Below are 20569 nucleotides of genomic sequence, written 5' to 3' on the forward strand. Positions count from 1 at the left end.
GCCGCCCAGCCTCCCGCGAGGCCGGCTCTTTCACTCTTGAACATATAGGCAGGCTCTTCCCATGAAGATCAGCGGCGTGGACATTCGTCCCGGCAACAATATCGAATATGAGGGCGGCCTGTGGCGCGCTGTCAAGATTCAACACACCCAGCCCGGCAAGGGCGGCGCCTATATGCAGGTGGAGTTGAAGAACCTCATCGACGGCCGCAAGAACAACGTCCGCTTCCGCTCCGCCGAAAGCGTCGAGCGTATCCGGCTCGATACCAAGGATTTCCAATATCTCTATGCCGAAGGCGACATGCTCGTCTTCATGGACAATGAGACCTATGAGCAGATCAACCTGCCCAAGGAATTGTTGGGCGACGCCGCCGACTTCCTGCAGGACGGCATGGAAGTGACGCTGGAAATGTATGAGGAGCGGCCGATTTCGGTGCAGCTGCCCGACACCATCGAAGCAACGGTCGTGGAAGCCGATGCTGTGGTCAAGGGGCAGACCGCCTCGGCCAGCTACAAGCCCGCGATCCTCGACAATGGCGTCCGCGTCATGGTCCCCCCGCATATCGTCAGCGGCACCCGCATCGTCGTGGACGTGTATGCCCGCGAATATGTAAAGCGCGCGGACTAAGCCGACCAGATCGCCCCTCCCTTTCAAGGGAGGGGTTGGGGTGGGTCGCGACCGAAGGGAGCGTCTGACCTGACCCCTGATGTTGCAGGCGATTGCCGTGCAATCGCACCCACCCCCGGCCCCTCCCTGAACAGGGAGGGGGGAGAATTAAAATGGCATCCCATTCAGGCCTTCTCACCGTCATGGAACGCGCTGCGCGCAAGGCGGGCGGCAAGCTGCGTCGCGACTTCGGTGAGGTCGAGCATCTTCAGGTGTCCCGCAAGGGGCCGGCCGACTTCGTGTCGAAGGCCGACGAGCAGGCGGAAAAGACGCTGGTCGAGGAATTGCAGCGCGCCCGGCCCGACTGGGGCTTCCTGCTCGAAGAAGGCGGCGTGATCGAGGGCGACCCGACCAAGCCGCGCTGGATCATCGATCCGCTCGATGGCACCACCAATTTCCTGCACGGCATCCCGCATTTCGCCATCTCGATCGCGGTCGAAGAGCCGCTTTATGGCGGCAAGCGCGAGATCACGACCGGTCTCATCTATCAGCCCTTTACCGACGAAAGCTATTGGGCGGAGAAGAATCGCGGCGCGTGGCGTCATGACCAGCGGCTCCGCGTCTCGGCGCGCCGTGACCTCGCCGATTGCGTGATCTCGACCGGCATCCCCTTCATGGGCCATGGCGACATGGGGCAGTGGGTACGCATCTTTGGCGCGGTTGCGCCGTCGATCGCGGGAATCCGCCGTTTCGGGGCCGCCTCGCTCGATCTCGCGCATGTGGCGTCGGGCCGCTATGACGGTTTCTGGGAAAGCGGGCTGCAACCCTGGGACGTGGCTGCCGGCATGTTGCTGGTGCGCGAAGCGGGTGGCTTCGTCAGCGATTTTCGCGGTGGCGAGCAGATGATCGAGCGCCGCGAAGTGATTGCGGGCAATGACGCCATCCACAGCAAATTGCACAAGCTTGTGGCAAACGCCCTGCGCTAAGGTGCAGCTAGGCCAAGGGCTTCAAGCACTTGGCCTTTTTGCGATTCATTCTCACAGCCTTGGCCCCTTGCTTCGCATATGCAGCAGGCCTAAAGCGCCCCGACAACCTTTTCGCCCAGGGGATACCATTGGTCGATCTTGCCCAATATCTGCCGATCCTGCTCTTTTTGGGGATCGCTTTGCTGCTGTCCGGCACGTTCGTTTTCCTGCCGATGCTGGTCGGTCGCCTGACCGGCGCGCATAAGCCGGACCCGGCCAAGCTCAGCGAATATGAATGCGGCTTTCCCGCTTTCGAAGAGCCGCGCAGCCAATATGACGTGCGCTTCTATCTGGTGGCGATCCTCTTCATCATCTTCGATCTTGAAGCGGCATTCCTGTTTCCCTGGGCGGTGAGCCTCGACCAGATCGGCTGGGCCGGCTGGGCGACGATGATGATTTTCATAGCGGAACTGGTGCTCGGTCTCGTCTATGCGTGGAAGAAGGGAGCGCTCGATTGGGAGTAGAACTCTATAACCCGGCGCCCGGCACATTGCCGCCCGTCGGGACTCAGCCCGATCAGGATTTCTTCAACTCGCTCAACAGCGAAGTGAATGACAAGGGCTTCCTTGTGACCTCGACGGAGGATCTGTTCACCTGGGCACGCACCGGTTCGCTGTGGTGGATGACCTTCGGCCTTGCCTGCTGCGCGGTCGAGATGATCCACGTCAACATGCCGCGCTATGACATGGAGCGTTTCGGTGCGGCCCCGCGCGCGTCGCCACGCCAGAGCGACGTGATGATCGTCGCGGGAACGCTGTGCAACAAGATGGCTCCCGCGTTGCGCAAAGTTTACGATCAGATGTCTGAACCGAAATATGTCATTTCCATGGGCAGCTGTGCCAATGGCGGGGGCTATTATCATTACAGCTATTCTGTAGTGCGCGGGTGCGACCGGATCGTGCCGGTCGACATCTATGTACCGGGTTGCCCGCCGACTGCCGAAGCGCTGCTCTATGGCGTGATGCAGTTGCAGCGGAAGATCCGCCGGATCGGGACGATTGAGCGTTAATATGGGCCATTCCGCACCCCGGATCGCGACCATCGATGGGATCGCGCAGGAAATCGAGGCCTTGTTGGGTTCGATGCTGATCGAAACCGTCGATCATGCCGATGAACTGACCTTCACCGTGCTGCGCGACGCGCTGCCGCAGGCGCTGACGCTATTGCGGGATCAGGCGCACTATCAGCAGCTGATGGAGATTGCGGGGGTCGATTATCCAGACCGTCCCGAACGGTTCGAGGTCGTCTATCACCTGCTGTCCGTAACCCGGAACCATCGCGTTCGCGTGAAGGTATCCACCGACGAGGATATGCCGGTGCCGACCGTCACGCATCTCTGGCCGGTTGCCGGCTGGCTGGAGCGCGAAGTGTTCGACATGTATGGCGTCGTGTTCGACGGCAATACCGACCTGCGCCGCATCCTGACCGATTATGGGTTCAAGGGGCATCCGCAGCGCAAGGACTTCCCGCTGACCGGTTATGTCGAATTGCGCTATTCCGAAGAAGACAAGCGCGTCGTCTATGAGCCGGTGAAGCTGGCGCAGGATTTCCGCAGCTTCGACTTCATGTCGCCATGGGAAGGCGCCGAATATATCCTGCCCGGCGACGAGAAGGCGCCGCAGGCCCCCGGCGCACCGACGCCCGCACCTGCTGCCCCGCCGCCGCCTGCTGCGCCCAAGGGAGATCCCGCGGCATCGACGCCCAAGACGACCGAGAAGAAGGCCGACACCGGGGCTGGCGAAGCGGCGAACAAGGCCTCGCAAGTCAAGTCGGACGATGCGCCGACCAAGGCGGCTTCGGCCACCGATGAAGGCGAAGGCGTCGCCAAGCCGGAGGATAAGGCGTAATGGCTGATTATCTCGACGAACTGGAGCATCGCACCGATGCGTCGGACCCGACCTACGGCGATACCGAGATCCAGAACTACACGATCAATTTCGGCCCGCAGCATCCCGCGGCGCACGGCGTGTTGCGCCTCGTCATGGAGCTGGAAGGCGAGATCGTCGAGCGCTGCGACCCCCATGTGGGCCTGCTGCATCGCGGCACCGAAAAGCTGATCGAATATAAGACCTATCTGCAGGCTCTGCCCTATTTCGACCGGCTGGATTATTGCTCGCCGCTCGGCATGGAGCATAGTTATGTGCTGGCGATCGAGAAGCTGCTGAACCTGGAAGTGCCGCTGCGTGCGCAATATCTGCGCGTGTTCTTCGCGGAACTGACCCGCATCTGCAATCATATGCTGAACCTGGGTTCGCATGTCATGGACGTCGGCGCGATGACGCCGAACCTGTGGATGTTCGAAATCCGCGAGGATTGCCTCAACTTCTTCGAACGCGCATCGGGCGCGCGGATGCACAGCGCCTATTTCCGGCCCGGCGGCGTGCATCAGGATGTGCCGCTCAAGCTGCTGACCGACATTGCCGACTGGCTCGACACCCGCCTGCCGCGCCTGTTCGAGGATGCGATCAGCCTGGTCGCCGACAACCGCATCTTCAAGCAGCGCAATGTCGACATCGCCGTGGTCAGCAAGGAAGACGCGCTGAAATGGGGCTTTTCCGGCCCAATGATCCGCGGTTCCGGCATCCCCTGGGATATCCGCAAGTCGCAGCCCTATGACGTCTATGACCGGGTGGATTTCGATGTGCCCGTCGGCACCAATTTCGACTGCTATGACCGGTTCATGGTCCGCGTCGAGGAAGTCCGTCAGTCCGCGCGCATCATGAAACAGTGTCTCAACGACATGCCCGAAGGCCCGATCGCCAGCTTCGACCGCAAGGTCTCGCCGCCCAAGCGGGGCGAGATGAAGCGGTCGATGGAAGCGCTGATCCATCACTTCAAACTCTATACCGAGGGCTTCCACGTTCCGGCGGGCGAAGTCTATGTCGCGACCGAAAGCCCCAAGGGCGAATTCGGTGTCTATCTGGTCGCGGACGGCAGCAACAAACCCTATCGCTGCAAGATCCGCCCGACCGCGTTCAGCCATTTGCAGGCGATGGACTTCATGATGAAGGGCCATATGCTCGCCGACACCACCGCCGTCTTGGGCGCGATGGACATCGTGTTCGGGGAGTGTGACCGGTGACGGCTACTAAGCACACCGATATATTTGGCTATCGTCGTATGTGGGCGGTGCTCCCGAAATGGGTGCAGGCATACACGTTGTTTGTAGGGATGCCTGCATGGGTAATGTTTGCTTTCTTGATCTTTTCAGGTCGAGTTTTTGATAACGAGACTTTGACAATGCTCGTATTTGGCGTCTTCGGATCTGCTGCTGTGATCCAAACTTTCTTCGTTGCAAAAGCAACTTGGCGCGGTGAATTGTAATGGCTGACGCACCCCATATCCCCGACGAAACCGAAACCCGCGCGCGCTGGGGCAATTTCGCGTGGACGGCGGAGAATGCCGAGCAGGTGAAGACCATCATCGCCCGCTATCCCGCCGGTCGCCAGCAGTCCGCCGTGATGCCACTGCTCGACTTGGCCCAGCGACAGGTTGGCGCGGAAACGCAGACGCAAGGCTGGCTGCCCGTGCCGGTGATGGAGTTTATCGGCGATCAACTCGATATGCCCTATATGCGCGTTTACGAAGTCGCGACCTTTTACACCATGTACAATCTGGCGCCGGTCGGCCGCTATCATGTGCAGGTGTGCGGTACGACGCCCTGCATGTTGCGTGGCTCCGACGATGTATTCGCGGCGTGCAAGAACAAGGGTCTGGTCAAGGGCGCGACCACGCCCGACGGCCTGTTCACGCTGACTGAAGTCGAGTGTCTGGGCGCCTGCGCCAATGCGCCGATGGTCCAGATCAACGACGATAATTTCGAAGACCTGACCTATGACAGCATGAGTGCGGTGCTGGAAACGCTCGCCGCTGGCGGGCAACCAAAGATTGGACCGCAGATCGAGCGCCAGACCAGTTGCCCGGAGGGTGGCCCGACGGCGCTCAAGGACATGGTATCCGAAAATCATGATTATCGGGGGGAGTGGGCGTGATCCGTTTGGCTTTCCCCCAATATCCGTTCGCTTCGAGCGTAGTCGAGAAGCGGCTAGCGCTGCGCGGGCGTGTCTCGACTTCGCTCGACACGAACGGATGTGATGTATCGGGGGCCGCCGCATGAGCGCTCTCGTCGCCATCATCCTGGGCCTCATCGTCTTTGTGATCGCGCTCAAGATCATCGGCGCGGTGCTGGGGCTCGTCATCGGGCTGGGCCTCGCCGTTGTCGCATATTTCGTGGCTGAAAAACTGATCGGAAAGGGCCGCTGATGGCCGACGACACCGCAATTGCTGCGCCGCCTCCTCCGCCGCCGTTCGTCGGCCCGTTGGAGGACAGGGACCGCATCTTCACCAACGTCCATGGTTTTCAGGATTGGGCCATCGATGCGGCGATGAAACGCGGCGATTGGGACAATACCAAGGATCTGCTGAGCCTGGGCCAGGACGCGATCATCGACATCATCAAGGCGTCGAACCTGCGCGGCCGTGGCGGCGCGGGCTTTCCGACCGGCATGAAGTGGAGCTTCATGCCCAAGGAAAGCAAGGATGGTCGTCCAAGCTTCCTGGTCATCAACGCCGACGAATCCGAGCCGGGTAGCTGCAAGGACCGCGAAATCGTCCGCCACGATCCGCACAAGCTGATCGAAGGCGCGTTGATCGCTGGCTTCGCGATGCGCGCACGCGCCGCCTATATCTATATCCGTGGCGAGTTCATCTACGAAGCCAAGGTGTTGTTCGCCGCGGTCGAGCAGGCCTATGCCAAGGGCTTCATCGGCAAGAATGCCTGCGGTTCCGGCTATGATTTCGACGTCTTCGTCCATCGCGGCGCGGGCGCCTATATCTGCGGGGAGGAAACCGCGCAGATCGAAAGCCTGGAAGGCAAGAAGGGCCAGCCGCGCCTGAAACCGCCTTTCCCTGCAGGCGCGGGTCTGTATGGCTGCCCCACCACGGTCAACAATGTCGAAAGCATCGCGGTCACGCCGACGATCCTGCGGCGCGGCGCGGCCTGGTTCAACCGCTTCGGGCGCGAGGGCAATCGCGGCACCAAGCTGTTCCAGATCAGCGGCCATGTGAACAAGCCCTGCGTGGTCGAGGAATCGATGTCGATCCCGTTCCGCGAACTGATCGACCGCCATTGCGGCGGCATCCGGGGCGGGTGGGACAATCTGCTGGCGGTCATTCCCGGCGGCTCCTCGGTCCCCCTGGTCCCCGCGCGCGAGATCATGGACGCGCCGATGGATTTCGACGGGTTGAAGGCGCTCGGCTCCGGCCTCGGGACTGCCGCCGTCATCGTCATGGACAAGTCGACCGACATCGTTCGCGCCATTTCGCGGCTGTCCTATTTCTACAAGCATGAAAGCTGCGGCCAATGCACCCCCTGCCGCGAAGGCACGGGTTGGATGTGGCGCGTGATGGAACGGCTGCGCACCGGCGAAGCGGAACTGTCCGAAATCGACATGCTGCATCAGGTCACCAAGCAGGTCGAAGGCCACACCATCTGCGCGCTCGGCGACGCAGCGGCCTGGCCGATCCAGGGCCTGATCAAGCATTTCCGGCCGGAAATCGAGCGTCGGATTAACGACAATAAGGGTAGCGCCCCGATCATGGAGGCGGCGGAGTGAGCGATGACCGCACAGACCTGATGCTGGAAATCCTGAAATCCATTCAGGGTGACATTTCCGCGATCAAGCGTGAACAGGCGTCGCAGGGCATTCGCCTCCATGCGATGGAGGATCACCAACGCGGTATCATGACGTCAATTTACGGTATGCAATCCGATATTGCGGATCTGAAAATTCGGGTCGATCTGATTGAGAAGCGCCTTGGCCTTCAGGATACGGAACACTGATATGCCTAAAGTCAAAGTAGACGGCGTAGAACTGGAAGTCCCGGCGGGCGCGACTGTCCTCCAGGCGTGCGAGTTGGCGGGGAAGGAAATTCCGCGTTTCTGCTATCATGAGCGGCTGTCCATCGCGGGCAATTGCCGCATGTGCCTAGTTGAAGTGAAGCCGGGACCGCCCAAGCCGCAGGCGTCGTGCGCGCTGCCCGCAGCCGAAGGGCAGGACATTCGCACCGACAGCGAAATGGTCAAGAAGGCGCGCGAAGGGGTGATGGAGTTTCTCCTCATCAACCATCCGCTTGATTGCCCGATCTGCGATCAGGGCGGCGAATGTGATCTGCAGGACCAATCGGTCGCTTATGGCCGCGGCGCGTCGCGCTACGACGAAAACAAGCGCGCGGTGACCGAGAAGAATATGGGGCCTATCGTCAAGACGGTCATGACCCGCTGCATCCAATGCACCCGTTGCGTGCGCTTTGCCGAGGAAGTCGCGGGCGTGCCGGAAATCGGCGCCATCTATCGCGGCGAAAATATGCAGATCACCACCTATCTGGAACATGCTGCCAAGAGCGAGCTGTCCGGCAATGTGGTCGATCTCTGCCCGGTCGGCGCGCTGACGAGCAAACCCTATGCGTTCGAAGCGCGGCCGTGGGAATTGAAGAAGACCCACGCCATCGACGTGATGGATGCGGTCGGCACGAACATCCGCCTTGACAGCCGGGGCCGTCAGGTTCTGCGTGCGGTGCCGCGCATCAATGATGACGTGAACGAGGAATGGGCGTCGGATAAGACGCGGCACAATGTCGATGGTCTGGTGCGCAAGCGGCTCGATAAGCCCTATGTCCGCAAGGACGGCAAGCTGGTTCCGGCGACTTGGGCGGAAGCTTTTGCCGCCGTCGCTGCGGTTCAGCATGGCAGCAGCGTAGCGGCGATCGCGGGTGACCTGCTTGATTGCGAAACCATGTTCGCAGGCAAGGCGCTGGTCGAAAAGCTCGGCGGCACGATGCTCGAAGGGCGTCAGACGGGCCTCGCCTATGACGTGTCGAGCCTGTCGTCGGTGGTGTTCAACACGCCGCTCGCTGATCTGGAAGATGCGGACGTCATCCTGCTGGTCGGCACCAATTTGCGCTGGGAAGCGCCGCTGGTGAACACGCGTATCCGCAAGGCGATCAAGAAGGGTGCGAAGATCTTTGCCGTCGGTCCTGAATTTGATCTGACCTATAAGGTGCAGTGGCTGGGCAATGATGCATCGCTGCTCGGCAAGCTGCCCGAAGCGGTGGTCGAAGCATTCGGCAAGGCTGCGCGGCCCGCTATGATCGTCGGCGGTGGCGTGCTGGCCAAGGACGGCGCGCATGGCGACACGCTGGCGTTGGTCGAGACGCTGGGCCTCATCAAGGACGGCTGGAACGGCTATAATGTCCTGCATTTCGCGGCGGCGCGTATGGGCGGGCTGATGCTCGGCTTCGCAACCGCGGGCGGGATCAAGGCGATCGCGGCGGCCAAGCCCAAGCTGCTCTTCGCGCTGGGCGCCGACGAAGTCGATTATGCCGCCTTCCCCGATAGCTTCAAAGTCTATGTCGGCCATCATGGCGACAAGGGCGCACATGCCGCCGACGTGATCCTGCCGGGGGCGAGCTATGCCGAAAAGGCAGGCACCTATGTCAATCTGGAAGGTCGCGTCCAGCGCGGCGAAAAGGCCGTGTTTGCGCCGGGCGACGCCCGCGAGGACTGGTCGATCCTGCGCGCCCTTTCCGACGTGATGGGCGTCAAGCTGCCGTTCGACAGCTTCGATGCGCTGCGGGCGGAAATGGCCAAGGCCGTGCCGGCGCTCGGCGTCGAGGGTCTCGCCCGTTATGGTTGGTCCATGCCATCGCTGCCGACCGGCGCGACCGGCGAATTCGGATCGCCGATCAAGGATTTCTACCTCACCAACGCCATCTGCCGCGCCAGCCCGACGATGCAGCAATGCTCGGCCGAACTGGTCCACGGCGTCGAATTTGCGGAGGCGGCGGAATGATGTTGGAAATCATCACTCCGTTCGCCCTGAGCCTGTCGAAGGGCTCCACCGAGCGTAGCGAGGTGCCTTCACTTCGTTCAGGCGAGGGCTTCGACAAGCTCAGCCCGAACGGTTTTGAGGTTCAGGAATAATGACCGCTTTCTTCCAAAATCTGGGCATGCCGTTCGAAGGTGCCTGGCTGCTGTCGACCATCATCGGCATCCTCGTCATCGCCCTGCCGCTGATGCTCGCCGTCGCGATGATCATTTATGCCGATCGCAAGATCTGGGCGGCGATGGCGCTGCGCCGTGGTCCCAACGTCGTCGGCCCCTTCGGGCTGCTGCAATCCTTCGCGGATGGCCTCAAGGTCTTCCTGCAGGAAACCATCATCCCGTCGGCGTCGAACAAGGCGCTGTTCCTGATCGCGCCGATCATCACCTTCACCGTCGCGCTGATGGCCTGGGCCGTGGTGCCGTTCGATGTCGGCGTTGTGCTGGCGGACATCAATGTCGGCCTGCTCTACATCTTGGCGATCAGTTCGCTCGGCGTGTACGGCATCATCCTGGCGGGTTGGGCGTCCAACTCCAAATATCCCTTCTATTCCGCGATCCGCGCCAGCGCGCAGATGATCAGCTATGAAGTCTCGATCGGCTTCATCATCATCACCGTGGTCTTGTGGGCGGGCAGCTTCAATTTGAGCGCCATCGTCGAGAGCCAGAAGGGCTATTATGGCTTCATCAACGGCAACGGCTTCAACCCGCTGCTCTTCCCGATGGCGGTTATGTTCCTGATCTCGGCGCTGGCCGAAACCGCGCGGGCGCCCTTCGATCTGACCGAAGCGGAAAGCGAGCTAGTCGCGGGCTATCAGACCGAATATTCGTCCATGTCGTTCGCGCTCTACTGGCTTGGCGAATATGCCAACGTCATCCTGATGTGCGCGCTCAACGCCATTCTCTTCTGGGGTGGCTATCTGCCCCCGTTCGACTGGGCGCCGCTTTATTATGTGCCCGGCATTATCTGGCTGTTCGCCAAGATCCTATTCTTCTTCTTCGTCTTCTCCTGGGTGAAGGCGACGGTGCCCCGCTACCGTTATGACCAGCTGATGCGGCTGGGCTGGAAAATCTTCCTGCCTACCTCGCTCTTCTTCGTCTTCCTGGTGTCGGGCTTCCTCATGCTGACGCGCTATGGAGGCGCCCAATGAGCCTCGGATATTACGTCAAGAGCTTCACCCTCTGGGAGTTTGTGAAGGCGCACGCCCTGACCTTGAAATATTTTTTCAAGCCCAAGGCGACGATCAACTACCCCTATGAGAAGAACCCGATTTCGCCGCGGTTCCGGGGCGAGCATGCGCTTCGTCGCTACCCCAATGGGGAAGAGCGGTGCATCGCGTGCAAGCTGTGCGAAGCTGTGTGCCCGGCGCAGGCGATCACCATCGAAGCGCAGCCGCGCGAGGATGGCAGCCGCCGCACCACGCGCTACGACATCGACATGACCAAGTGCATCTATTGCGGCTTCTGCCAGGAAGCCTGCCCGGTGGACGCGGTCGTCGAAGGCCCGAATTTTGAATTCGCGACCGAGACCCGCGAGGAGCTGATCTACGATAAGGCCAAGCTTCTTGAAAATGGTGACAAGTGGGAACGGGCGATCGCCGCGAACCTTGCCGCCGACGCACCCTATCGTTAAGCCGCGCGGCCTAAGGGGATATTGATCCAGTGATTCACGTGCTTGCCTTTTACCTGTTCGCCATTTTGGTGGTGTGCAGCGGCGCGCTCACCATCCTGTCGCGCAATCCGGTCCATTCGGTGCTGTGGCTGATCCTGGCGTTTTTCAACGCGGCGGGTCTGATGATCTTGATCGGCGCTGAATTCATCGCGATGCTGCTCGTCATCGTTTATGTCGGCGCGGTCGCGGTGTTGTTCCTGTTCGTGGTCATGATGCTCGATATCGACTTTGCCGAATTGCGCGCCGGGTTCGTCAGCTATCTGCCGTTCGGCCTGCTGATCGCGCTGGTGCTGCTGGCGGAGATCGTGCTGGGCATCGGCCTGTGGAGCGCTGGTCCGATTGAGCTGGCGCAGCGCGCGGCGCCGACCGACCCTGATATGTCGAACATCAAGGCGGTGGGGACGTTGCTCTATACCCGCTACATCTTCCTGTTCGAAGCGGCGGGCCTCGTCCTGCTGGTCGCCATGATCGGCGCGATCGTTCTGACCCATCGTGCCCGTGGCGGCGTGAAGGGCCAGAATATCGCCAAGCAGAACCGCCGCCGTCCGCAGGACGCGGTCCGCAATATCAATCAGCCCACAGGGCAGGGGGTGGAGCTGTGATCGGCCTTCAACATTATTTGGTGGTCAGCGCCATCCTGTTCGTGATGGGGGTGCTGGGCATCTTCATCAACCGCAAGAACATCATCATCATCCTGATGGCGATCGAACTGATCCTGCTGAGCGTGAACATCAACCTCGTCGCCTTCAGCGTTTTCCTGGGCGATATGGTGGGACAGGTGTTCAGCATGTTCGTGCTGACCGTCGCGGCGGGTGAGGCGGCCATCGGCCTTGCCATCCTTGTCATTTACTTCCGTGGTCGCGGCACCATCGCCGTCGACGATGTCAACCGGATGAAGGGCTGAGCCTTACAGACATGATCCAGCTTATCGTCCTTCTTCCGCTGCTCGCAGCCATCATCGCCGGTCTTGGCAACAAGGCGCTCGGCAAGCTGCCGGCCAAGATCATCACCACCGGCGCGCTGTTCATCTCGTGCGCGCTGAGCTGGCCCATTTTCCTTTCCTTCGTCGCGGGCGACGGGCAGGCTTATGTCGCTCCGCTCTTCACCTGGATCCAGTCGGGCAGCTTCGACGCCCAATGGGCGCTGCGGGTCGACACGATGACGGCGGTCATGCTGGTGGTCATCACCAGCGTCTCCAGCCTCGTCCACCTCTATAGCTGGGGCTATATGGATGAAGAGCCGGATCAGCCGCGCTTCTTCGCCTATCTCTCGCTCTTCACCTTCGCGATGCTGATGCTCGTGACCGCGAACAATCTGCTGCAGATGTTCTTCGGTTGGGAAGGCGTGGGCCTCGCTTCCTATCTCCTCATCGGTTTCTGGTTCCGCAAGCCCAGCGCCAATGCCGCAGCGATCAAGGCATTCGTCGTCAACCGCGTTGGCGATCTTGGCTTCATGATGGGTATCTTCGGCACCTATCTGGTGTTCAACACCATCTCGATCCCCGAAATTCTGGAAATGGCCCCGTCGATGGCGGGCTCGACTATCGGCTTCCTTGGTGCGCGCTTCGACACAATGACCGTGCTGTGCCTGCTGCTGTTCATCGGCGCGATGGGCAAGTCAGCGCAGCTTGGCCTGCACACCTGGTTGCCGGACGCGATGGAAGGCCCGACCCCTGTGTCGGCGCTGATCCACGCTGCAACCATGGTGACCGCAGGCGTGTTCATGGTGTGCCGCCTGTCGCCGATGTTCGAAACCTCGGAAACGGCGCTGACCGTCGTCACCTATGTCGGCGCGGCGACCTGCCTGTTCGCGGCGACCGTCGGCACCGTGCAGACCGACATCAAGCGCGTCATCGCCTATTCGACCTGTTCGCAGCTGGGCTATATGTTCTTCGCTGCGGGTGTCGGTGCCTATGGCGCGGCGATGTTCCACCTCTTCACCCACGCCTTCTTCAAGGCGTTGCTGTTCCTGGGCGCTGGCTCGGTCATCCACGCGATGCACCATGAACAGGATATGCGCTATTATGGTGGCCTGCGTAAAAGCATCCCCATCACCTTCTGGACGATGACGCTGGGCACGCTCGCCATCACCGGCGTAGGCCTGCCGCTGGTCGGCATCGGTTTTGCGGGCTTCTATTCGAAGGACGGCATCCTCGAAGCGGCCTATGCCGCTGGCGGGGCGGGGACCGGGGCGTTCCTGGTCGGCGTGTTCGCCGCGCTGCTCACCAGCTTCTATAGCTGGCGTCTGGTGTTCCTGACCTTCTTCGGCAAGCCGCGCTGGGCCGCATCCGAACATATCCAGCATGCGTTGCATGACGCGCACGGGCATGACTCCCACGCCCATGACGCTCATCATGACGATCACGCGCATAATGATCACCACCATGCGCCCGCAACCGGGACTGGCGGCTATCATCCGCACGAAAGCCCCTGGGTCATGCTGGTGCCGTTGATCGTGCTGAGCATCGGCGCGGTGTTCGCGGGCTTCGTCTTCCACGACCAGTTCATCGGATCGGAAGGCGGCATCGCTTTCTGGCAGGGGTCGCTGGCGTTCGACAGCCATCTGATGCACGCCGCGCATGAAGTGCCGACCTGGGTCAAATTCTCGCCGTTCACGGTGATGCTGACCGGCCTTGCCATCGCGTGGCTCGCCTACATCAAGAACACCGACTGGCCGCAGCGCTTCGTGGCTCAGTTCGGCGTCCTCTACACCTTCCTGCTCAACAAATGGTATTTCGACGAGCTGTATAACCTGCTCTTCGTGAAGCCTGCCTTCGCCATCGGCCGCTTCTTCTGGAAGTTCGGTGACGTCGGTTTCATCGACCGCTTCGGACCAAACGGTCTGGCTGCCTTGGTCGTGCAGGGCAATAAAGTGACCCGTCGGCTCCAGTCCGGCTATCTTTACACCTACGCGCTGGTGATGCTGATTGGCCTCGCCGCTGCCGCAACCTGGGCGATGACACGATAATGGACGGCTTCCCCATCCTTTCCCTGATGATGGCAGTGCCGATGGCGGGGGCCATCGCCTGTCTGTTCGTGGGCGCGAACAACGCGCGCTGGATCGCGCTGATCGCGACCCTCATTGATTTCGTGCTGGGCATGGCCCTGTGGGCGAATTTCGACCAGTCGGGCAGCGGCGCGCAGTGGCAGTTTCAGGAATATGCGCCGATCTTCGGCAAATTCGCCTGGGCGCTCGGCATCGATGGCATCGCCCTGATGCTGATCGCGCTGACCGTATTCCTGATGCCGATCTGCATCGGCGCGAGCTGGCGCGCGATCGAAAAGCGCGTCGGTGAATATATGGCGGCCTTCCTGTTCATGGAGGTGCTGATGATCGGCGTCTTCGCGGCGCAGGATCTCTACCTCTTCTATATCATGTTCGAAGCCGGCCTCATTCCGATGTATCTGATCATCGGCATCTGGGGCGGTGCGGATCGCATCTACGCCAGCTATAAATTCTTCCTCTACACGCTGCTCGGCTCGGTCCTGATGCTGATCGCGATGATGTGGATGGTGCATGAAGCAGGGACGACCGAAATCCCGGCACTGATGGCCTATAATTTCGACCCCGCTGTCCAGACCTTGCTGTTCCTGGCCTTCTTCGCCAGCTTCGCGGTCAAGATGCCGATGTGGCCGGTCCACACCTGGCTGCCCGACGCGCACGTTCAGGCACCGACGGCAGGCTCCGTCATCCTGGCGGGCGTGCTGCTCAAGATGGGTGGCTATGGCTTCATCCGCTTCTCGCTGCCGATGTTCCCCGAAGCTTCGGCGCAGCTCGCGCCTTTGGTCTGGGGCCTGTCGATGGTGGCGGTGGTCTACACCAGCCTCGTCGCGCTGGTGCAGTCGGACATGAAGAAGCTGATCGCTTATTCGTCGGTCGCGCATATGGCGATCGTGACCGTCGGTCTGTTCGCCTTCAACCAGGCGGGCATCGAAGGCGCGATGATGGTGATGCTGGGCCATGGTCTGGTCGCGGGCGCGCTGTTCCTGTGCGTCGGCGTCATCTATGACCGACTGCATACCCGTGAGATCGCGCGCTATGGTGGCCTGTCGATCAATATGCCGCGCTATGCGCTGCTGTTCCTCTTCTTCACCATGGCGTCGGTCGGCCTGCCCGGCACGTCCAACTTCGTCGGCGAATTTCTGGCGCTGATGGGTATTTATCAGGCATCGACCTGGGTTGCGCTGGTTTGCACCACGGGCATCATCCTGGGCGCGGCCTACATGCTCTACCTCTACCGCCGCATCTGCTATGGCGAGCAGGTCAATGCCGACGCGGCCGCCATGCCCGACCTGTCGGCGCGCGAATTGTGGCTGCTGGCTCCGATTGCTGCCGTCGTCTTGTGGATGGGCATCTATCCCGAAAGCTTCCTCGCTCCGATGCGTCCTGACATCGTTGCGCTCGAAGCCCGCCTCGCGCCCGCCGCACCGGCAGGCGATGCTCAGATCAAGCTGGGCGCGCCCAAGCCTGCTGGCGAAGCCCATCATGGAGACGCCTCTGCGCCCTCACATTCAGCGTCGGGGGAGGCGCACTGATGATTGACTCCACTTCCCTCCTGGCGGTCATGCCGGAACTCGTGCTGACCGTTGGTGGCCTGGTCCTGTTGATGATCGCCGCTTTCGGCGGAGACGGCACTGCGCGCTTGGTCAACAGCCTGTCGGTGGTGACACTGATCGGCGCTGGTTTTGCGCTGCTTTGTTCGCTGGCTCACGGCCCCGATGCGTTTGACGGATTGTACCGCGCGGACGCCTTCTCGGTTTACGCCAAGGCGTTGATCTATGGCGCGGCCGCCTCCGCTATTCTGCTGGCAGCGCGTTTCTTCTCGACCGATGGCATGTTGCGTCCCGAATATCCGATCTTGATCGTCTTTGCCGCCGTCGGCATGGGCATGATGGTGTCGGCGGGCGACATGTTGACGCTCTATGTCGGCCTCGAAATGAACAGCCTGGCCTCCTATGTCCTTGCCAGCTTCATGCGGCAGGATGGGCGCTCGTCCGAAGCGGGCCTCAAATATTTCGTGCTGGGTTCGCTTGCGAGCGGCATCCTGCTCTATGGCATCTCGCTGCTCTATGGCTTCACCGGCAGCACCACCTTCGACGGCATCGCTGTCGCGCTGGGTGGCGGCGTGAGCAAGGGGGCGTTGTTCGGCCTCGTCTTCGTGCTGGCGGGCCTCGCCTTCAAGATCAGCGCCGTGCCGTTCCACATGTGGACGCCCGACGTCTATGAAGGCGCGCCGACCCCGGTCACGACCTTCTTCGCCAGCGCGCCCAAGGTTGCGGCCATCGCCCTGACCGTGCGCGTCGCGATCGAGGCGCTCGGCCCGGCCGGGTTGGATTGGCAACAGATCGTGATCTTCGTGGCGCTGGCCTCGATCATCTTCGGTGCGGTCGCCGCCATCGGTCAGAGCAATATCAAGCGTCTGATGGCCTATTCGTCGATCAACAATGTCGGCTTCGCGCTGATCGGCCTGGCTTGCGGCACGCCCGCCGGTGTGGCCGCGACGATGAGCTATATGACGATCTACGTCATCATGACGATCGGCGCCTTTGCCTGCATCCTCCAGATGCGCGATGCCGACGGCAAGCCGGTCGAGACGATCGCCAGCCTCGCGGGCCTGTCGCAATCGCGCAAGGGGCTGGCCGCGGCCTTCGCCATATTCATGTTCTCGATGGCCGGTATTCCGCCGCTCTTCGGTTTCTGGGCGAAGTTCCTGGTGTTCGATGCCGCCGTCGCGGCGGGCCTGACGGCGCTGGCTGCCGTCGGTATCGCGGCTTCGGTGATCGGCGCTTTCTATTATCTCAAGATCATCAAGACGATCTATTTCGACGAACCCACTGCCGCCTATGAGGCAAAGGGTGGCGCGGTCGAGAATATCATCCTGACCGCTTGCGCCACCGTCATCGTGCTGGGCTATCTGCTCAACCCCATGCTGGATCAGGCGAGCGCTGCCGCGGCGGCGTCCTTGTTCTGACCGATATACGCCTCGTTGAAGATACCGTATCGACCAATGCCGACATGCTGGCATTGGTCGATACCGGTTTAAACGAAGGAAGCTGGCTTCGTGCCCGCCGCCAGAGCGGGGGCAGGGGGCGTATGGGCCGCACATGGGACAGCCCGGTCGGCAATCTCTATTGTTCCACACTGGTCCGGTTGCAGCCAGGTGACCCGCTACCCCATACGCTCGCGCTGGTCGCAGCGAACGCCGTCCATGCCTTGGTCGCACCGCTATGCGCCGGGCAGGCGCGGATCAAATGGCCCAATGACATACTAGTCGACGGCGCGAAGATCGCGGGCATTTTGCTGGAACGCACTAGCGACGCCATTATCGTCGGCATCGGCATCAACGTCACCGACCATCCGGTCAATCTCGACCGTCCCGTCACCAGCCTGTGCGCTCAGGGCGCGGTCGATTTCGATGCCGGGGCGCTGCTCGACCGACTGGCCCAGATTTTCGCCCATTGGCTCGCCATCTGGCGCGCACAGGGCCTCGACCCGGTGCGTACCCATTGGCTGCTCAACGCCCACCCCACCGGTACGCCGATGCGTGTGCAACAACCCGACGGCAGCACGGTGGAAGGCGCGTTCGATACGCTCGATCGCCAGGGCATGCTCATCCTGCGCTTGGCGAACGGGCAGAGCCGTGCCATTCACGCCGGTGACATCTTTCTCATCTGACCCAAGGATCGGCCATGCTTCTCGCGATCGACGCGGGCAATACCAATGTGGTTTTCGCGCTGCTCGACGGGCGGGACATCCGCGCGCGCTGGCGCATCGCGACCGACGCGCGCCGCACGGCGGACGAATATGCCGTGTGGCTCAACCAGTTGCTGATGCTCGAAGGCTATAAGATCGCCGACGTCAACACCGTCATCATCGCGACCGTGGTGCCCCGCGCGCTCCATAACCTGCAGGTTCTGGCCGAAAAATATTTCCGCACGACCGCACTGATCGCGGGGCAAGCACCGCTTGACTGGGGCATTGAACTGGATGTGGCGGAGCCGGGATCGGTGGGTGCCGACCGGGTTGTAAACGCCATTGCCGCGCACCATCTTTATAGCGGCGACTTGATCGTCATCGATTTCGGCACCGCGACCACGTTCGACGTGATCGACTATAGCGGGGCCTATAAGGGCGGCATCATCGCGCCGGGTATCAATCTCTCGCTCGATGCGCTAGTAGCAGCCGCCGCGAAGCTGCCCAGGATCGCGATCGCCCCACCGGAAAATCGTTCGGTGATCGGGCGGACGACCGAGGCGCAGATGCATATTGGCGTATTTTGGGGCTATGTAGCCATGATGGAGGGGCTGGTCGCCCGCATGAGGGCCGAAATCGGCCGCCCGACCAGGGTTATTTCGACGGGGGGCCTCGCGGTCATCTTCAACGACAACAGCGATATTTTCGATGCGATCGCGCCGGATCTGACGATTCAGGGCCTCGCGCTGATGCACGAACGGAGTTTACAAGCATAATGACACCCAAGGATGAGCTGCTCTTCCTGGCCCTCGGTGGGTCGGGCGAGATCGGCATGAACGTCAATCTTTACGGCTGCCAGGGCAAATGGGTCATGGTCGACCTCGGCATGACCTTCGGCGACCCCACCTATCCCGGCATCGAACTGATCCTGCCCGATCTCACCTTCATCGAGGAACGACGCAAGGATCTGCTCGGCATCGTGCTGACGCACGGGCATGAGGATCATATCGGCGCGATCCCCTATCTCGCCGCCGACCTTGGCGTACCGCTCTATGCGACGCCCTTCACCGCAGGCCTCATCCGGCTGAAGCTGGAGGAAGAAGGGCTCACCAAGGAGGTCAAACTCCATGTTATCCAGAATGAGGGCAGCTTCAATCTGGGGCCATTCGGCTTCCGCTATGTGCCGCTCGCCCACTCGATCCCGGAGGGCAATGCCCTGCTGATCGACACGCCGCACGGCAAGATTTTCCATACCGGCGACTGGAAGCTCGATGAGCGGCCGTTGCTCGGCGAACCGGCGACCCCCAAGGAACTGACGGCGATCGGTGACGAGGGCATCCTCGCCATGGTCTGCGACAGCACCAATGTCTTCAATGACAAGGCCAGCGGTTCCGAAGGCGATGTGCGCGAAGGGTTGATGGAAACGATCGCTGGAGCGAAGGGCCGCGTCCTCGTCACCACCTTCGCCTCCAACGCCGCCCGCGTGCAGACGTTGGGCGAAGTCGCCACGGCAACAGGCCGCAAGGTCTGCGTCGCCGGACGCTCGCTCGACCGCATCATCGGCATGGCCAAGGCCAGCGGTTATCTCAAGGATTTCCCGCCGACCGTCGATTGGGACGATGCGATGGCACTGCCCCGCAACGAGGTGATGATCATCGCGACGGGCGGGCAGGGCGAAGCCCGCGCTGCGCTCGCCCGCGTGGCGTTCGACAGCCATCCGATCAAGCTGGCGGAGGGCGACCTGGTCGTCTTCTCTTCCAAGCAGATCCCCGGCAATGAAATCGCCATCGGCCGCATCCAAAATGCGCTCGCCATGTCGGGCGTGCTGATGGTCACCGATCGTCAGGCCGAAGTCCATGTGTCGGGCCACCCCGGTCGCCCGGAACTCGAAGCCATGTATCGCTGGATACGGCCCGAAATCCTGCTCCCCGTCCATGGCGAACGCCGCCATATGGCGGAGCAGGCCCGGTTGGCGCTGGCCAGTGGCATCCGCCACGCGCCGGTCCAGTCCAATGGCGACCTGCTGCGCCTCGCCCCCGGCGCGCCGGAGATTATCGGCAAGCAGGACACCGGACGCTTGGTGCTGGATGGCGACGTCATCCTGCCGGCCGATGGCGCGACCATCAACGAACGGCGCAAGCTCGGCCTGCATGGCCAGATCAGCGTCGCCGTGGCGATCGACCGCAAGGGCAAGATGATCGGCAAGCCGACGCTGCGCACGCAGGGCGTGCCGGTGGAGGAAGACAAGGCGGCGTTCCTTGCCGAAGCATCGAATGATGCGGCGGCGGTGATCCCCAAGGGGTCGCTGGAGGATGATGCCGTGCGCGAGCGGGTTCGCCTCGCCGTGCGCCGGACGGCAACACGCTGGACCGGCAAGAAGCCGATAGTGGACGTACTGCTCATTCGCGCCTAATCAGGCGCGCATGAATCTCTACGCCATCTTCGCCATCTATTTTTTGATGTGGGTCGTCTGCGCCTTCGTCATGCTTCCCTTCGGCATCCGCACGCCCGACGAAACGGGTGAGGTGATGCTGAAGGGGCAGGCGGACAGCGCCCCCAGCAACTTCCGCCCCGGCCGCGTCGCCCTGCGCGCGACGATCCTGGCATCGATCCTGTTCGGCCTTTATTATGCCAATTATGTGCAGGGCTGGGTGACGGCGGACATGCTGCCCAAATATAGCGGCACGCGCTGAGCC

The 20569-nt window shown here is 61.7% G+C and carries 24 protein-coding genes; all 24 read left to right on the forward strand.

Annotated features, from left to right (window positions below; genetic code table 11):
* Window positions 1-61 precede the first annotated feature (61 nt).
* The 24 genes from efp (at window position 62) to SxD43FB_RS06705 (ending at window position 20566) form a co-directional block, all read left to right on the forward strand.
* A complete protein-coding gene (gene efp, locus SxD43FB_RS06595; RefSeq protein ID WP_037473941.1) occupies window positions 62-625 on the forward strand; it encodes an elongation factor P in 564 nt (187 codons plus the stop codon).
* Between the two features lie 152 nt (window positions 626-777).
* Window positions 778-1590 (forward strand): inositol monophosphatase family protein, encoded by an 813-nt coding sequence (locus SxD43FB_RS06600; protein ID WP_069064737.1) that lies wholly within the window; start codon window positions 778-780, stop codon window positions 1588-1590.
* A 128-nt stretch (window positions 1591-1718) separates the two neighbouring features.
* The gene (gene ndhC / locus SxD43FB_RS06605) at window positions 1719-2093 is read left to right on the forward strand and encodes an NADH-quinone oxidoreductase subunit A (protein ID WP_037473947.1); all 375 of its coding nucleotides are present in this window, start codon (window positions 1719-1721) and stop codon (window positions 2091-2093) included.
* Window positions 2084-2638 (forward strand): NADH-quinone oxidoreductase subunit B, encoded by a 555-nt coding sequence (locus tag SxD43FB_RS06610; protein WP_037473949.1) that lies wholly within the window; start codon window positions 2084-2086, stop codon window positions 2636-2638. The genes ndhC and SxD43FB_RS06610 overlap by 10 nt, the downstream gene beginning before the upstream one ends.
* Window position 2639: 1 nt before the next feature.
* The gene (locus SxD43FB_RS06615) at window positions 2640-3476 is read left to right on the forward strand and encodes an NADH-quinone oxidoreductase subunit C (protein WP_096061499.1); all 837 of its coding nucleotides are present in this window, start codon (window positions 2640-2642) and stop codon (window positions 3474-3476) included.
* Window positions 3476-4711 carry an NADH-quinone oxidoreductase subunit D gene (locus SxD43FB_RS06620; protein ID WP_037473953.1) on the forward strand — a complete coding sequence of 412 codons (1236 nt, stop codon included), beginning with the start codon at window positions 3476-3478 and terminating at the stop codon, window positions 4709-4711. Before SxD43FB_RS06615 ends, SxD43FB_RS06620 begins: the two co-directional genes overlap by 1 nt.
* A complete protein-coding gene (locus SxD43FB_RS06625; protein ID WP_141249468.1) occupies window positions 4708-4953 on the forward strand; it encodes a hypothetical protein in 246 nt (81 codons plus the stop codon). Before SxD43FB_RS06620 ends, SxD43FB_RS06625 begins: the two co-directional genes overlap by 4 nt.
* On the forward strand, window positions 4953-5621 hold the full coding sequence (locus SxD43FB_RS06630) for an NAD(P)H-dependent oxidoreductase subunit E (RefSeq protein WP_096061501.1): 669 nt from the start codon (window positions 4953-4955) through the stop codon (window positions 5619-5621). The genes SxD43FB_RS06625 and SxD43FB_RS06630 overlap by 1 nt, the downstream gene beginning before the upstream one ends.
* 121 nt (window positions 5622-5742) lie before the next feature.
* A complete protein-coding gene (locus tag SxD43FB_RS25145) occupies window positions 5743-5892 on the forward strand; it encodes a hypothetical protein (RefSeq protein WP_171899191.1) in 150 nt (49 codons plus the stop codon).
* The gene (gene nuoF, locus SxD43FB_RS06635) at window positions 5892-7244 is read left to right on the forward strand and encodes an NADH-quinone oxidoreductase subunit NuoF (protein ID WP_096061502.1); all 1353 of its coding nucleotides are present in this window, start codon (window positions 5892-5894) and stop codon (window positions 7242-7244) included. The genes SxD43FB_RS25145 and nuoF overlap by 1 nt, the downstream gene beginning before the upstream one ends.
* Complete coding sequence (locus SxD43FB_RS06640) at window positions 7241-7471, forward strand: hypothetical protein (RefSeq protein WP_037473960.1); 231 nt, start codon at window positions 7241-7243, stop codon at window positions 7469-7471. Before nuoF ends, SxD43FB_RS06640 begins: the two co-directional genes overlap by 4 nt.
* Window position 7472: 1 nt before the next feature.
* Entirely contained in the window at window positions 7473-9479 is a 2007-nt protein-coding gene (nuoG, locus tag SxD43FB_RS06645) for an NADH-quinone oxidoreductase subunit NuoG (protein ID WP_096061503.1), read from the forward strand.
* Window positions 9476-9610 carry a hypothetical protein gene (locus tag SxD43FB_RS25825; protein WP_255245614.1) on the forward strand — a complete coding sequence of 45 codons (135 nt, stop codon included), beginning with the start codon at window positions 9476-9478 and terminating at the stop codon, window positions 9608-9610. The genes nuoG and SxD43FB_RS25825 overlap by 4 nt, the downstream gene beginning before the upstream one ends.
* On the forward strand, window positions 9610-10659 hold the full coding sequence (gene nuoH, locus SxD43FB_RS06655; RefSeq protein ID WP_069064731.1) for an NADH-quinone oxidoreductase subunit NuoH: 1050 nt from the start codon (window positions 9610-9612) through the stop codon (window positions 10657-10659). The genes SxD43FB_RS25825 and nuoH overlap by 1 nt, the downstream gene beginning before the upstream one ends.
* Window positions 10656-11141 carry an NADH-quinone oxidoreductase subunit NuoI gene (gene nuoI, locus SxD43FB_RS06660; protein WP_037473973.1) on the forward strand — a complete coding sequence of 162 codons (486 nt, stop codon included), beginning with the start codon at window positions 10656-10658 and terminating at the stop codon, window positions 11139-11141. Before nuoH ends, nuoI begins: the two co-directional genes overlap by 4 nt.
* A gap of 29 nt (window positions 11142-11170) precedes the next feature.
* On the forward strand, window positions 11171-11782 hold the full coding sequence (locus tag SxD43FB_RS06665; protein WP_037473975.1) for an NADH-quinone oxidoreductase subunit J: 612 nt from the start codon (window positions 11171-11173) through the stop codon (window positions 11780-11782).
* A complete protein-coding gene (gene nuoK / locus SxD43FB_RS06670) occupies window positions 11779-12084 on the forward strand; it encodes an NADH-quinone oxidoreductase subunit NuoK (protein ID WP_037473979.1) in 306 nt (101 codons plus the stop codon). The genes SxD43FB_RS06665 and nuoK overlap by 4 nt, the downstream gene beginning before the upstream one ends.
* 11 nt (window positions 12085-12095) lie before the next feature.
* Window positions 12096-14147: an NADH-quinone oxidoreductase subunit L gene (nuoL, locus tag SxD43FB_RS06675; protein WP_096061505.1), complete on the forward strand. Its 2052-nt coding sequence runs from the start codon at window positions 12096-12098 to the stop codon at window positions 14145-14147.
* Window positions 14147-15715, forward strand: a complete 1569-nt coding sequence (locus tag SxD43FB_RS06680) for an NADH-quinone oxidoreductase subunit M (RefSeq protein WP_096061506.1) — start codon at window positions 14147-14149, stop codon at window positions 15713-15715. Before nuoL ends, SxD43FB_RS06680 begins: the two co-directional genes overlap by 1 nt.
* Entirely contained in the window at window positions 15715-17151 is a 1437-nt protein-coding gene (gene nuoN / locus SxD43FB_RS06685) for an NADH-quinone oxidoreductase subunit NuoN (RefSeq protein WP_096061507.1), read from the forward strand. The genes SxD43FB_RS06680 and nuoN overlap by 1 nt, the downstream gene beginning before the upstream one ends.
* A gap of 5 nt (window positions 17152-17156) precedes the next feature.
* The gene (locus tag SxD43FB_RS06690; protein ID WP_255245619.1) at window positions 17157-17855 is read left to right on the forward strand and encodes a biotin--[acetyl-CoA-carboxylase] ligase; all 699 of its coding nucleotides are present in this window, start codon (window positions 17157-17159) and stop codon (window positions 17853-17855) included.
* A gap of 14 nt (window positions 17856-17869) precedes the next feature.
* A complete protein-coding gene (locus tag SxD43FB_RS06695) occupies window positions 17870-18649 on the forward strand; it encodes a type III pantothenate kinase (RefSeq protein WP_096061509.1) in 780 nt (259 codons plus the stop codon).
* Window positions 18649-20286 carry a ribonuclease J gene (locus tag SxD43FB_RS06700; protein WP_037474001.1) on the forward strand — a complete coding sequence of 546 codons (1638 nt, stop codon included), beginning with the start codon at window positions 18649-18651 and terminating at the stop codon, window positions 20284-20286. The genes SxD43FB_RS06695 and SxD43FB_RS06700 overlap by 1 nt, the downstream gene beginning before the upstream one ends.
* A gap of 10 nt (window positions 20287-20296) precedes the next feature.
* Window positions 20297-20566, forward strand: a complete 270-nt coding sequence (locus SxD43FB_RS06705; RefSeq protein WP_037474004.1) for a DUF1467 family protein — start codon at window positions 20297-20299, stop codon at window positions 20564-20566.
* Window positions 20567-20569: the final 3 nt, after the last annotated feature.

This window comes from Sphingobium sp. D43FB, from assembly GCF_002312805.1.
In the GTDB taxonomy this organism is placed as follows: domain Bacteria; phylum Pseudomonadota; class Alphaproteobacteria; order Sphingomonadales; family Sphingomonadaceae; genus Sphingobium.